The 12,991-nt window shown below is 74.9% G+C and carries 12 protein-coding genes; 5 read left to right on the top strand and 7 right to left on the bottom strand.

What is annotated here, in order from left to right; genetic code table 11:
- The first annotated feature begins 13 nt into the window (after positions 1 to 13).
- On the top strand, positions 14 to 913 hold the full coding sequence (locus tag LPA27_RS08275; RefSeq protein WP_228942146.1) for a hypothetical protein: 900 nt from the start codon (positions 14 to 16) through the stop codon (positions 911 to 913).
- On the opposite strand, the gene LPA27_RS08270 is transcribed toward LPA27_RS08275, so the two are convergent.
- Positions 891 to 1,742 (bottom strand): FGGY family carbohydrate kinase, encoded by an 852-nt coding sequence (locus tag LPA27_RS08270; RefSeq protein WP_228942145.1) that lies wholly within the window; start codon positions 1,740 to 1,742, stop codon positions 891 to 893. The genes LPA27_RS08275 and LPA27_RS08270 overlap by 23 nt on opposite strands.
- A gap of 48 nt (positions 1,743 to 1,790) precedes the next feature.
- Positions 1,791 to 2,612 carry a DUF1028 domain-containing protein gene (locus LPA27_RS08265; protein ID WP_228942144.1) on the bottom strand — a complete coding sequence of 274 codons (822 nt, stop codon included), beginning with the start codon at positions 2,610 to 2,612 and terminating at the stop codon, positions 1,791 to 1,793.
- Between the two features lie 245 nt (positions 2,613 to 2,857).
- Here LPA27_RS08265 and LPA27_RS08260 point away from each other — a divergent pair, with 245 nt between their 5' ends.
- From LPA27_RS08260 to LPA27_RS08245, 4 genes are all read left to right on the top strand, one after another.
- On the top strand, positions 2,858 to 3,886 hold the full coding sequence (locus LPA27_RS08260; protein ID WP_056862483.1) for a 6-phosphofructokinase: 1,029 nt from the start codon (positions 2,858 to 2,860) through the stop codon (positions 3,884 to 3,886).
- A 106-nt stretch (positions 3,887 to 3,992) separates the two neighbouring features.
- Positions 3,993 to 5,447, top strand: coding sequence for an APC family permease (locus LPA27_RS08255; RefSeq protein ID WP_156697698.1), 1,455 nt, complete (start codon positions 3,993 to 3,995; stop codon positions 5,445 to 5,447).
- 104 nt (positions 5,448 to 5,551) lie between these two features.
- Positions 5,552 to 6,889: a class II 3-deoxy-7-phosphoheptulonate synthase gene (locus LPA27_RS08250; RefSeq protein ID WP_056862484.1), complete on the top strand. Its 1,338-nt coding sequence runs from the start codon at positions 5,552 to 5,554 to the stop codon at positions 6,887 to 6,889.
- A 93-nt stretch (positions 6,890 to 6,982) separates the two neighbouring features.
- Positions 6,983 to 7,975: a threonine aldolase family protein gene (locus tag LPA27_RS08245; RefSeq protein ID WP_056862485.1), complete on the top strand. Its 993-nt coding sequence runs from the start codon at positions 6,983 to 6,985 to the stop codon at positions 7,973 to 7,975.
- A gap of 68 nt (positions 7,976 to 8,043) precedes the next feature.
- On the opposite strand, the gene LPA27_RS08240 is transcribed toward LPA27_RS08245, so the two are convergent.
- The 5 genes from LPA27_RS08240 to LPA27_RS08220 all read right to left on the bottom strand — a co-directional run.
- Positions 8,044 to 8,892: a discoidin domain-containing protein gene (locus LPA27_RS08240; RefSeq protein WP_228942143.1), complete on the bottom strand. Its 849-nt coding sequence runs from the start codon at positions 8,890 to 8,892 to the stop codon at positions 8,044 to 8,046.
- Positions 8,889 to 9,926 (bottom strand): 3-deoxy-7-phosphoheptulonate synthase, encoded by a 1,038-nt coding sequence (gene aroF, locus LPA27_RS08235; protein WP_227489285.1) that lies wholly within the window; start codon positions 9,924 to 9,926, stop codon positions 8,889 to 8,891. The genes LPA27_RS08240 and aroF overlap by 4 nt, the downstream gene beginning before the upstream one ends.
- Positions 9,927 to 10,090: 164 nt before the next feature.
- Positions 10,091 to 11,023, bottom strand: coding sequence for a DMT family transporter (locus tag LPA27_RS08230; protein ID WP_228942142.1), 933 nt, complete (start codon positions 11,021 to 11,023; stop codon positions 10,091 to 10,093).
- A complete protein-coding gene (locus LPA27_RS08225) occupies positions 11,020 to 11,946 on the bottom strand; it encodes a deoxyribonuclease IV (RefSeq protein ID WP_056862488.1) in 927 nt (308 codons plus the stop codon). The genes LPA27_RS08230 and LPA27_RS08225 overlap by 4 nt, the downstream gene beginning before the upstream one ends.
- Before the next feature lie 128 nt (positions 11,947 to 12,074).
- Positions 12,075 to 12,991 (bottom strand): Stk1 family PASTA domain-containing Ser/Thr kinase (locus LPA27_RS08220; protein ID WP_228942141.1); only part of this gene is annotated, 917 nt, incomplete at its 5' end.

Genomic DNA, 12,991 nt, shown 5'->3' with positions numbered 1-12,991 from the left:
CTATGCTCGCCGGATGGCAGACCCGGTGCTCGAGCTCGCCGACGAGCTCTACGCGCTGCCGCCCGGTGACTTCACCGCCGCGCGGGACGCCCGGGCCAGGGCCCACAAGGGCACCGACCTCGCCGCCGCGCTCAAGGCGCTGCGCAAGCCGTCGACGGCGGCCTGGGTGGTCAACCTCCTGGTGCGTCGCGAGGCCGCCCAGGTCGACCAGGTGCTCAGCGTGGGCTCGGCCCTGCGCGAGGCCCAGGCCGGCATGTCGGCCGACCAGCTGCGGGCCCTCACGCGTCAGCGCCGCCAGCTCACGGCGGCGGTGACCCAGCAGGCGCGGTCCCTGGCCGCCGAGGCGGGGGTGCGGGTGACGCAGGCCGTGGCCGACCAGGTGGAGGCCACGCTCACCGCCGCCGTGCTCGACGAGCGCTGCGGGGCCGCCGTGCGCAGCGGCCTGCTCGTGGGTCCGCTCGCCAGCACCGGCGTCGACGAGGTCGACGTGGCCGCGGCCCTCGCGCTGCCGGCGGCGCTCGGCCACGCGGCCGCACCGCGCGAGGCCGCGCCGACGCCGCGACCCGAGCTGCGCGTCGTGCCTGACCCGGAGGCCGACGCGAAGGCCCTGGCCTCGGCCCAGGAGACCCTCGAGGCGGCCGAGGAGGCGCTGGCGGCGGCGACCGGCGAGCACGAGCAGGCGCAGGCCCACGTGCAGGAGCTCGAGGCCCGCTCGATGCAGCTGCAGGCCGACCTCGACGAGCTGCGTCGCCGCGTGGCCGAGACCGAGGCGCGCGCCGAGCAGGTCGACGACGAGCTCGACGACGCCGAGGACGCCCGCGGCGAGGCGGCCGGCGCCCTCGAGGTCGCACGTGCCGAGCGCGACGCGGCTGCGGCCGCCCGCGACCGGCTCAGGCCGGCGCGAGCGCGCTGACCGGCACGGCCAGCCCGGCGAACGTGCGGGGGTCGGTGCGACCCCAGGCGCCGACCCGCAGGTCGGGTCGCAGATCGGGCCGGGCGTCGGTCCGGGCGTCGGTCCGGGCGTCGGGCCGGGCGTCGGTCCGGGGAGTCGGCGCGTGCGCGGGCGACGTGGCCTCGACCAGCTCGGGCAGCGCGTCGAGCGGCACGCCGAAGAGGGCGCACAGCTCCTCCGACCAGCCCTCGGCACCCAGCAACAGCGTCGGCCGGGCGTGGGCGGCGTCGGTGACGTGCTCGAGCCCGCGGGTCATCCGGGCGACGAGGTAGGACTCCACCCCGCCGACGGCGTAGCGGCCGTCCTCCACCAGCGCCCACGTGTGCGGCTCGTGCTCGGCCAGCCAGCGCAGCCGCGGGCCGGCGACCCGGTGGTCCAGCGGCTGGTCGGCGAGCAGCTCGACGTGCGCCGCGGCCCCTTCCGCGCGCAGCTGCTCGCACAGCCCCGTCGTACGACGGTCGCCGGCGGTGATCGCGGGTCGGGGCGCGCCGAGGGTCTCGCGGTCCCAGACCAGCAGCGTGTGGGGGTCGCCGCCGACGGCGACCTCGACCACCGCCCAGCCCTCGGGCAGCGCCGCGCCCACCTCGGCGACGGCGCTCAGCGTGCCCTGCCAGACCTCCTCGGGGGAGGTCTCCACCTGGTCGGGCGCCGGCCGGTGGTGGCGCAGCGTGAGCGCGGAGGTGGCGATGGTCGCGCCGTTGGGCGCGAGGCCGGCCACGTGCACGGCCGTGGAGGTCACCCGCACGGCCAGTCGCACGTCGGAGCCCTGCGCGCCGCCCTGGCCGCTCATGGCCGGGTCACGGGCCCGGCGCCCACGGGCCCGGCCTGCCGGCGGCGCTCACGCGCCGGTGGAGCGCACGATGTCGAGCACCCGCCGGTCGATCCAGGCCAGCTCGGGGTCGACCCGCATCTCGTAGTTCTCGGTGCCGACCCAGGCGTGGAAGTCGCGCTGGCCCTGGGCCGCGGCGAAGGCGGTCAGCTCGGCCTCGAGCTCGGGCGTGACGGGCACCTTCTCCTCCTCGGTCGAGGCGGTGAGGTAGAGGTCGTTGAGGTCGAGCAGCCGGGCCAGCTCGGCCAGCGGGTCGACGTGGTCGTCGACGCGCAGGTCCACGGCGATGTCGTCGAGCCCGCCGTAGCCGGCGCCGTCGCTCACCACGAGCAGCGCGGCCGACTGCCGGCCGCGCTTGTCGCCGCCCGCCTCGTCGCCGGCCGCGAGGGCGGCGAGCAGGCGCCGGGCCAGGGGAGCCTCGGCGGGGGAGCCCTCCCAGGCCGTGCGCATGGCCTCGACCACGTGCTCCCCGGCCAGCACGTTGCCCTGGATCGCGAAGCCCTCGCCCGTCGCGCCGCCGGCCCAGTCGAGGCACGCGGGGCCGGTGTGGCTGGCCGCGCCGCCGTCGACGTCGACGATGCCGACCTGGCGGTGGTCGCGGCCCGGGTCCTCCTCGAGCAGCCGCTGCAGGGCGACCTCCGCGGTGGCGCCGTCGTCGAGGTGGGAGAGGGCCATGCCCTTGTAGGCGACGTTGGCGTCGGCCTGGGTCGCGAGGGCGCCGACCTGGGCCACGGCGGCCGGCACGGCCGCACCGACCGCGAGGAACTTGGAGGCCACCGCCACGCCCCAGGACTCACCGTCGGCGGAGCGGGCCACGATCGAGAAGGTCATGGCGCGACCCTAGGACACGCCCGCCCCGCCCCGGCCCACCCCGGCGGCTCCACCCCGGCCCACCCGCCCGCCACCCCACCCGCCACCCCGGCGGCCCGACGCCGACCCGCCCGGGCGGTGGACAGCACCTGGCCCGACCGTGTGACCGCCACTACAGTCGGGCCCGCCCGCTTCGAACGATCCAAGCCGTCGGCCGGGCCGACCACCGACCACGGCCCTCCCGGGTCACCAGGACAGGAGCGCAGATGCGCGTCGGAGTACTCACCGGAGGCGGGGACTGCCCCGGTCTCAACGCCGTCATCCGCGCGGTCGTGCGGCGCGGCACGCGCGACCACGGCTTCGAGTTCGTCGGCTACCGCGACGGGTGGAAGGGCCCGCTCGAGGGGCTGACCATGCCGCTGGGCGTCGAGCAGTGCCGCGGCATCCTGCCCCGCGGCGGCACCATCCTGGGCTCCAGCCGCACCAACCCGTTCTCCATCGAGGGCGGCGTGGAGCGGATCAAGGACAACCTCGCCGCCGACGGCGTCGACGCCCTCGTCGCGATCGGCGGCGAGGACACCCTCGGGGTCGCCACCCGGCTGGCCGACCTGGGCGTCAAGGTCGTGGGGGTGCCCAAGACGATCGACAACGACCTCTCGGGCACCGACTTCACCTTCGGGTTCGACACCGCGGTCAACATCGCCACCGAGGCCATCGACCGCCTCCACACCACCGCGGAGTCGCACCACCGTGTGCTCGTCGTGGAGGTCATGGGCCGCCACGCCGGCTGGATCGCTCTGCACGCCGGCATCGCCGGCGGTGCCAGCGCCGTGCTCATCCCCGAGCAGCCCTTCGACATCGCCGCGGTCTGCGCCCACGTCGAGACCCGCTTCGAGAGCGAGTACGCCCCCATCGTGGTCGTCTCCGAGGGAGCGGTCCCCGCCGACGGCTCGGGCATGACCCTGGCCTCGGGGGAGAAGGACGCCTTCGGCCACGTGCGCCTCGGCGGCATCGGCGACCGGCTGGCCTCCGAGATCGAGCACCGCACCGGCAAGGAGGCCCGCGCGGTGGTGCTCGGACACGTGCAGCGCGGCGGCACGCCCACGGCGTTCGACCGCTGGCTGGCCACCCGCTTCGGCCTCCAGGCCGTCGACGCGGTCGCCGACGGCGACTTCGGCACGATGATGGCCCTGCGCGGCACCCGCATCGACCGGGTGCCGCTGGCCGAGGGCACCGCCGAGCTCAAGCTGGTCTCTGCGGAGGAGTACGCCGAGGCCGAGGTGTTCTTCGGCTGAGCCCCGGGCCCGCCGGGAAGGCCTCCTGCCGCGGGGCGAGTAGCCAACGACCCCCCGCCTGGGGTTGGGTAGGCCCACTCGCACGCATCCACCAGGAGGCACCCTGATGAGCACCCACGAGACCGCCGCGGTGGAGACACCCGGGTCCGAGCCCACCCTGAAGCGGGTGATGGGCCCCAAGCTGCTGCTGCTGTTCATCGTCGGCGACATCCTCGGCGCCGGCGTCTACGCCGTGACCGGCCAGATGGCCGGCATCGTCGGCGGCGTCGTCTGGCTGCCGTTCCTGGTCGCGTTCGTCGTCGCGACGCTCACGGCGCTGTCCTACCTCGAGCTGGTCACGAAGTACCCCCAGGCCGCCGGCGCCGCGCTCTACACGCACAAGGCCTTCGGCATCCACTTCGTCACCTTCCTCGTGGCCTTCGCGGTGATCTGCTCGGGCATCACCAGCGCCTCCACCTCGGCCAACGTCCTGGCCCAGAACCTCCTGGCCGGGCTCGACGGCATCGGGCTGGAGACCGGGCTCTCGACCACCGGCACCACGATCATCGCCATGCTCTTCATGGGCCTGCTGGCCGCGATCAACCTGCGCGGGGTCGGCGAGAGCGTGAAGTTCAACGTCGTGCTCACGCTGGTGGAGATGACCGCGCTGGCCATCGTCATCGGCGTCGGCTTCTACGCCATGGCCCAGGGCGAGGGCGACATCAGCCAGATCACGACCTTCGAGTCGCCCGAGGACAAGGGCCTCTTCCTCGCCGTCACCGCGGCCACCTCGGTGGCCTTCTTCGCGATGGTCGGCTTCGAGGACTCCGTCAACATGGTCGAGGAGACCAAGGAGCCCGAGCGGATCTTCCCGAAGATGATGCTCACCGGCCTCGGCATCGCGGTCATCTTCTACATGCTGGTGGCCATCGCGGTGGTCACGGTGCTCACCCCCGACGAGCTCGCGGTCATCAACGAGTCCGAGGGCCGCGCGCTGCTCGAGGTGGTCGGCAAGGGCGCCCCCGACTTCCCGATCGACAAGGTCTTCCCGTTCCTGGCCGTCTTCGCCGTCGCCAACACCGCGCTGATCAACATGCTCATGGCCAGCCGCCTGGTCTACGGCATGGCCCGTCAGGACGTCCTGCCCCGCAGCCTCGGCAAGGTCTCCCCGAACCGCCGCTCGCCCTACGTCGGCATCATCTTCACCACGCTCATCGCCGTGGCCCTGATCTGGTACGTCGCGACGCAGTCGGACTCGAGCATCGTCGCCGCGCTGTCCGGCACGACCTCGCTGCTGCTGCTCGGCGTCTTCACCATCGTCAACGTGGCCTGCCTGATCCTGCGCCGCGACGACAAGCAGGGCACGGGCTTCTTCCGCTCCCCGGGCGTCACCCCGGCCGTGGCCGCGGTGCTCTGCGCCTTCCTCATCGGCCCGTGGGTCGACCGCGACGTCCTGCAGTACCAGATCGCGCTCGTGCTGCTGCTCATCGGCGTGGCGCTGTGGCTGCTCACCTGGTTCGTCAACCGCGGGGTGCGCGCCAAGCGCACCGGCTTCCGCGACATCGAGCACCTCGAGGACTGAAGGCCCCGCCGCGTCGCGCGCACCGTCCGGCACGACCCCGTCCGCATCGCGGGCGGGGTCGCGCTGTTTCGGGGCGCGAGCGGACCCGGCCGTACCCTTGGCCGGTGAGCACCATCCCCGACCTCGCCACCCTGCACGCCCTCGGCCCGGCCCAGCAGCCGACCTACCCCGACCAGGCGGCCGTCGACTCCGCCGTCGCGCAGCTGCGCACGATGCCGCCTCTGGTCTTCGCCGGCGAGTGCGACGAGCTGAAGGGCAAGCTGGCCGCGGTCGCGCGCGGCGAGGCCTTCCTGCTCCAGGGCGGCGACTGCGCCGAGACCCTCGCCGGGGTCACCGCCGACAACGTGCGCAACAAGCTGCGCGTGCTGCTGCAGATGGCGGTCGTGCTCACCTACGCCGCCTCGGTGCCGGTCGTGAAGGTCGGCCGCCTGGCCGGTCAGTACGCCAAGCCGCGCTCCTCCGACCTCGAGACCCGCGAGGGCGTGACCCTGCCGGCCTACCGCGGCGACGCGGTCAACGGCTTCGAGTTCACCCCCGAGGCCCGCGTGCCCGACCCGCAGCGCCTGGTCGACGTCTACAACGCCTCCGCCGCGACCCTCAACCTCGTGCGCGCCTTCACCACCGGCGGCTACGCCGACCTGCGCCAGGTCCACACCTGGAACACCGACTTCGTGCGCGAGTCGCCGGTCGGCCAGCGCTACGAGGAGATGGCCGGCGAGATCGAGCGCGCGCTCACCTTCATGCAGGCCATCGGGGCCGACCCCGACGAGTTCCACCGCGTCGACTTCCACTCCAGCCACGAGGCGCTGGTGCTGGAGTACGAGCACGCGATGACGCGCATCGACTCGCGCACCGACGCGCCGTACGACGTCTCGGGGCACTTCGTCTGGATCGGCGAGCGCACCCGCCAGCTCGACAACGCCCACGTGGAGCTGCTCAGCCGCATCCGCAACCCCATCGGCGTCAAGCTCGGCCCCACCACCACCCCCGACGACGCGATCGCCCTGGCCGCCAAGCTCAACCCCCACAACGAGGCCGGCCGGCTCACCTTCATCACCCGCTTCGGCGCGGGGAGGATCCGCGACGGTCTGCCGCCGCTGGTGGAGAAGGTCAAGGCCGCGGGCCTGGAGGTCGCCTGGGTCTGCGACCCCATGCACGGCAACACCTTCGAGGCCTCCTCGGGCTACAAGACCCGCCGTTTCGACGACGTCATCGACGAGGTCCAGGGCTTCTTCGACGTGCACCGCTCGCTCGGCACCTGGCCCGGCGGCGTCCACGTCGAGCTCACCGGCGACGACGTCACCGAGTGCGTCGGCGGCGGCGAGGAGCTCACCGACATGGACCTCTCCTCGCGCTACGAGTCGGTCTGCGACCCGCGCCTCAACCGCGTGCAGTCCCTCGAGCTGGCCTTCCTCGTCGCCGAGATGCTGCGCAAGGCCTGAGCAAGCCACGAGGGCGCCCGGGCACGTCGCCGGGCCGCTGTCGTTGCTCGCCCCGCGACCGGGCGACGGGAGCCGGTGCGGGAGGATGGCCGCGTGATCGACCTGCGCAGTGACACCGTGACCCGCCCGACCGACGCGATGCGCCAGGCCATGGCCCGGGCCGAGGTCGGCGACGACGTCTACGGCGAGGACCCCACCGTCCTGGCGCTCGAGGAGCGGGTGGCCGACCTGCTGGGCCACGAGGCCGCGCTCTTCTGCCCCACGGGGTCGATGGCCAACGTCCTGGCCGTGCGCGCGGTCGTGAAGCCGGGCGAGGAGGTGCTCTGCGAGGCCTCGGCCCACATCGTGCGCGCCGAGCTGGGGGCCCACGGCGCCTACTCCGGCATCACCTCCCGCACCTGGATCCACCCGCGCGGCCAGGTGGACCTGCCGACCGTGCGCTCGATCCTGGCCCCCGACATGGGTCCGTTCTTCGTGCGCACCGCGGCGATCTCGGTGGAGAACACCCACAACTTCGCCGGCGGCACCGTGCTGCCCCTGGCCGACCTGCGCGACCTGCGCGAGCTGGCCACCGGCGCCGGCGTGGCGGTGCACATGGACGGCGCGCGGCTGTGGAACGCCCACGTGGCCACCGGCACCGCGCTGAGCGAGTACGGCGCGATCGCCGACGTCATGGCGGTCTGCCTGTCCAAGGGGCTGGGCGCCCCCGTCGGCTCCCTGGTGGTCGGCTCGGCCGACGTCATCGCCGAGGCCCGCGTGTGGCGCAAGCGCATGGGCGGCGGCATGCGGCAGGTCGGCATCCTCGCCGCGGCCGGCCTGCACGCCCTCGAGCACCACGTGGAGCGGCTGGCCGAGGACCACGAGCACGCCCGGCTGCTGGCCGAGGCCTGCGGCGTCGACCCCGCCGGCGTCGACACCAACATCGTCGCCGTGCCGCGCGGCGACGCCGCCGAGGTCGTCGCGCGCGCCCGGGAGGCCGGCGTGCTCGTCTCGGCGGTCGGCCCCGCCGTCGTGCGGCTGGTCACCCACCTCGGCGTCGGCCGTGCCGACGTCGAGCGGGCCGCCGGGGTGCTCGCGGCCCTCTGACACCACGGCTCCGGGACCACGCCCCCCGCCGCGACCCCCGCGCGCGGGGATGTGCCGGGCCCCGCGGGTCAGCCGGCGGCCACGGGCGCGCCGAGGAGGGAGACCTCGCTCAGCGCGGTGTAGTCCTTGGCGTCGGGGCCGTCACCGGGCGCCGAGACCGCCACGATGCGCAGCCGCACGCTGCTCGTGACGGCGCCGCCGGCGTCGAGGGTCTGCAGCTCGCGGCTCTCGCCCAGGTCCTGGCGCAGGGTCGTGCCGTCGTCGAGCACCCACTCCACGGCGAGGACGCGGCGGTTGAGGGAGTACCAGTCGTAGGTCGTGCCGCGCGGGTCGGTCGCGGTCTTGGCGTAGCCGTTGACCAGGCCGACCCGGGAGAGCGCCACGGGCTCGGCGAGGTCGAGGACGATCTCGGAGCCGCCGGCGTCGCCGCTCGTGCGCCAGCAGGTGGTGGGGTCGCCGTCGACGAGCCGGGTGTCGTCGTAGGAGGTCGTGCTGCCGTCGGCGACGTCGACGCTGCTGGGCGCGGTGGCGGGCACGGTGATCGACGCGGCGGCGGCGACCTCGACCGGGTCGCCGGTCGGGGTCGGGGCGGTCTCCTCGCCGGGGGACCCGGAGGGCGACGGCGCGGAGGTGGGGGCCCTGTCGGGGTCGCGACCTGCGCCGCCGCGCGGCACGTCGACCGCCGCGGGCTCCTCGGGGCCCTCGCGCAGCACCAGCAGGGCGCCGCCAGCGGCCAGCAGCACCACGAAGAGCGCGCCCACGACCCAGGGCAGCACCCGGGCGGTGCGGCCGGCGCTGGCGTCGCGCGGACTCGCGGATCCGGGACCGGCGGCGGGTGAGGCGGCGACCGGGGCACCGCACTCGGCGCAGAAGCGCCCGGTGGGGGTCGCGGCTCCGCAGCGGTGGCAGCTGCTCACGGGTCTCTCCGGGTCGGGGTCGCAGGCACGCGGCCGACCAGGGGTGGGAAGCGGCGTACGGCCTGGGCCAGCTCGCGCAGCTCGGTGTCGACCAGGGCCTGCGGGCCGTCGCACAGTGCGGTCTCGGGGTCGGGGTGCACGTCGACGACGAGCCCGTCGGCGCCGACCGCGACGGCCGCGCGCGACAGCGGCACCACCAGCTCCTTGCGGCCCACGGCGTGGGAGGGGTCGACGACCACGGGGAGGTGGCTGCACGCCTGCACGACCGGCACGGCCGAGAGGTCGAGGGTGCGGCGGGTGGCGCTCTCGAAGGTGCGGATGCCGCCCTCGCACAGCACGATGTCGAGGTTGCCGCGCTGGGCGACGTGCTCGGCGGCCATCAGCCACTCCTCGACCGTGGCGGTGGCGCCGCGCTCCAGGAGGACCGGGAGCCCGGCGTCACCGACGGCCTGCAGCAGGCCGACGTCGCTCATGTGGCGGGTGCCGACCTGGAGCATGTCGGCGTGCTCGGCGACCACGTCGACGTCTCGGACGTCGACCACCTCGGTGACCACCGGCAGGCCGGTGGCCTCGCCGACGTCGGCGAGGATCCGCAGGGCGGGCACGCCGAGGCCGGCGAAGGCGTAGGGCGAGGTGCGCGGCTTGAAGGCCCCGCCGCGCAGCAGCGTGGCGCCCGCCGAGCGGGCCATCCGCGCCGCCTCCAGGGTTTGGGCCGCGGTCTCGACCGCGCACGGCCCGGCGACGAGGGTGAAGGTGCCGGGCCCCACCGGGACCTGCCGGCCGGGACGCCCGACCCAGACCGTGGAGCGCTCGGGGTGGTGCTGGCGGTTGACCAGCTTGAAGGGGTCGGAGATGCGGTGCACGTCGGCGACGCCGCGCAGCGTGCGCAGGTTGAGGTGGTGGAAGGACGTGATGTCGCCGACCAGCCCGATGACGGTGCGCTCGAGGCCCTTGCTCACGTTGGCGCGGCCGCCCACGCCCTCGACGCGGGCCACGACGGCGGCGACGTCCTCGTCGGTCGCCTCGGGTGACATGACGACGACCATGACGTGCTCCCTCCTCGCCGGGCGCGGGACGGTGCCGGTGGTGTGTCGCCGCACCGTGCTGACCCGCGTCGTGCTGACCCGGGCCCGGGCCCGACCCTAGGGCGGTGACGGCGCGCGTCGGGGGCGTTCCCGGCCCCCGAGACACCACCGGGTCACACCACGAGGTGCTGGACCTCGCCCTCGACCGTGCGCCGTGGCACCAGCTCCACGACGAGCATCGCCGCCAGCACCATCGCGCCGCCGCCGAGCATGCGCAGCGTCAGGCCCTCGCCGCCGAGGAGCACCGCGAAGAAGGCGGCGAAGACCGGCTCCATGCTCATGATGATCGCGCTGCGCGTGGGCGCGAGGTGGGCCTGCGCCCAGGTCTGGCCGAGCAGGGCGAGGGCGCCGGCGAAGAGGGCCATGTAGACCACCGAGACCCAGTCGCCGGTGGTCGCGGGCAGCACGACGCCGTCGGGCGCGGTGGCGACCAGGCAGACCGCCGCGATGACGAGCAGCTGCACGATCGACATGCCGAGCGCCTGGCGGGCGTCGGACCACGCGCCCAGGCCCACGATGTGCAGGGCGTAGAGCACCGCGCTCACCAGGGTGATGGACTCGCCGTAGCCGATGGACAGCCCGTCGAGGGTCAGCACGCCGAGGCCGGCGGTGGCGAGGGCGACCGCGGCCCAGGTGACCGGGGAGGTGCGGGTGCGCAGCAGCAGGGCGGCCAGCACGGGGGTGAGCACGACGTACATGCCGGTGATGAAGCCCGAGACGCTCGCCGGGGTGTGGGCCAGGCCGGCGGTCTGGAGGATCTGGGCCGCGCCGTAGACCAGGCCGAGCACGGCGGCGTGGCGACGCGACTCCGCGCTGAGGCGCGCCACGGCGCGCGGTGCGACCAGCAGCATCACCAGCCCGGCGATCGTGAACCGCACGGCGAGGAAGTCGAGGGTCGGCACCCGCTCGAGCAGGTCCTTGATGAGGAAGAACGTGCTGCCCCAGCAGGCCGTCATGGCCAGCAGCGCGGCCGTCGCGAGCAGGGTCGTACGCCGGTCGACGCCGCTCGCGTCGTGGGCGGGCGTCGCCGGGGCCGGGGCGCTCACCGGGCCTGCTCGGACCCGACGCGGGCCCGCAGCCGCTTGAGCAGCGCGAGGTCGGGGTCGCCCTCCTCGCGCGAGCCCGGGGTCTCGAGCACGAAGGGGACCCCCGCGGTGGCGGGGTGGGCCAGCAGCTCGGCGAAGGCGGTCTCGCCGATGTGGCCCTGGCCGATCTTCTGGTGGCGGTCCTTCAGGGCGCCCCGCACGTCCATGGAGTCGTTGGCGTGCACCAGCCGCAGCCGGCCCGGCCCGCCGATCTCGACGACCCGGTCGAGGGTGGCAGCGGCGCCGCCGGGCTCGTCGAGCGGGGCGCCGGCGGCGAAGACGTGGCAGGTGTCGAGGCAGATGCCGGCCTTGGGGTGGTGGTCGAGGGCGTCGAGGTAGGCGGTGAGGTCCTCCACGCCTGCGCACAGCGAGCGGCCCTGGCCGGCGGTGGGCTCGAGCAGCAGCCACGGCGCGGCGTCGTCCTCGAGGGTCTCCAGCAACGGCAGCAGACCCTCGCGGACCTGCCGCAGGGCGGCGGCGTGGCGCGCGGCGCGGGCGGCCTGCGTCGCCGCGGGGTCCGCCGCGCCGGCGGGCGCGCCGGTCTCGACGTAGGAGCCGGTGTGCACGACGACGCCCTCGGCGCCGATCTCGACCGCGCGGCGCAGGTTGTGGGCGACCACGGCGACGCTGTTGTCGTAGGTGCTCGCCGTCGGGGAGCCGAGGTTGACCAGGTAGGGGGTGTGGATGAAGGAGCGGATGGCGCGCTCGGCGGTGGCGGTGCGGAAGGCGGCGTCGTCGGCGGGCCTGCCCGGCGAGAGCCGCCAGCCGCGGGGGTTGCCCACGAACACCTGGAGGGTCTCGCAGCCGAGCCGCTCGGCGTCGGCCAGCGCACCGGCCGCGAGCCCCTTGCCGACGAGGACGTGGGTGCCGACGGGGTTGCGCATGGCGCGAGGCTAGGGCGGCGCCCGTCCGCCGGCGAAATCAGGCCAGGACGTCAGGCCAAGGTGTCGGACCAGGACGTCGGACCAGGACGTCGGACCAGGACGTCGGACCAGGACGTCGGACCAGGCCGTCAGACCAGGAAGAGGGTGACCGTGCTGCCCTTGGGCACCATGTCGCCGGGGTCGGGGTCGGTGGACAGCACGTAGCCCAGCCCGATGTAGGTGGAGGAGTTCTCGACCCTCACCTCGAAGCCGAGGTCCTCCAGCCGCTCGCGGGCCGCGTCGACGCCGCTGGCGGTCAGACGCGGCATCTCGACCAGCTCGGGGCCCTTCGAGACCACGAAGGTGACGGTCTCGCCGGCGAAGAGCGTGCCGCCGTCGGGGCTCTGGCTGACCACGTCGCCCGCGGCGACCTCGTCGTCGAAGACCTCCTGGTCGCGCACGACGACCAGGCCGCGCTCGGTGAGGGTCTGCTCGGCCTGGTCGGCCGACCGCCCGACCCAGTCGCCCACCTGGAGGGGGCGTCGGCCCTTGCTGACCACGAGGTCGACGGTGGCGCCGGGGCGGCGCACGGCGCCGGTGCCGGGGGTGCTGCGGATCACGACGCCCTCGGGCACGCGCTCGGAGAAGCGCTCGCGCACGCGGCCGGGCACGAGCGTGAGGTCGCGCAGCGCGTCCTCGGCCTCGGCGCGGGTGCGACCGGCCAGGCGCGGCACCTCGTACTCCTCGACGCCGAGGGAGGTGACGAGGGTGACCTCGCGGCCGCTGACCAGCCGCGAGCCGGGATCGGGGTCGGTGGAGACCACGCGGCCCTCCGCCACGTCGTCGCTGTAGACCGGGTCACCCACGACGACCTCGAAGCCGGCCGCCTCGAGCTCGGTGACCGCGCTGGCGCCGGTCTGGTCGAGCACGGCCGGCACGGTGGAGTAGCGGGCCCAGCCGAACCAGTAGGCGCCGCCGCCGACGCCCACGGCGAGCACGAGCGCCACCACCAGGAGCAGCAGGCCACGGCGCGAGCGGCGCGGGCGGGCGCCCGGGGGCGCGCTGC

It is taken from the genome of Nocardioides sp. Leaf374, assembly GCF_916862475.1.
Taxonomy (GTDB): domain Bacteria; phylum Actinomycetota; class Actinomycetes; order Propionibacteriales; family Nocardioidaceae; genus Nocardioides; species Nocardioides kribbensis.
This window is presented reverse-complemented; position numbering and strand designations above follow the sequence as displayed.

What these genes read in the sequence shown, in the direction of transcription:
- LPA27_RS08275 (WP_228942146.1), top strand. Translation starts at nt 14, where the DNA reads ATGGCAGACCCGGTGCTCGAGCTCGCCGACGAGCTCTACGCGCTGCCG.
- LPA27_RS08255 (WP_156697698.1), top strand. Translation starts at nt 3,993, where the DNA reads ATGAGCACCCACGAGACCGCCGCGGTGGAGACACCCGGGTCCGAGCCC.
- LPA27_RS08225 (WP_056862488.1), bottom strand. Translation starts at nt 11,946, where the DNA reads ATGCGCAACCCCGTCGGCACCCACGTCCTCGTCGGCAAGGGGCTCGCG.
- LPA27_RS08270 (WP_228942145.1), bottom strand. Translation starts at nt 1,742, where the DNA reads ATGAGCGGCCAGGGCGGCGCGCAGGGCTCCGACGTGCGACTGGCCGTG.
- aroF (WP_227489285.1), bottom strand. Translation starts at nt 9,926, where the DNA reads ATGTCACCCGAGGCGACCGACGAGGACGTCGCCGCCGTCGTGGCCCGC.
- LPA27_RS08260 (WP_056862483.1), top strand. Translation starts at nt 2,858, where the DNA reads ATGCGCGTCGGAGTACTCACCGGAGGCGGGGACTGCCCCGGTCTCAAC.
- LPA27_RS08265 (WP_228942144.1), bottom strand. Translation starts at nt 2,612, where the DNA reads ATGACCTTCTCGATCGTGGCCCGCTCCGCCGACGGTGAGTCCTGGGGC.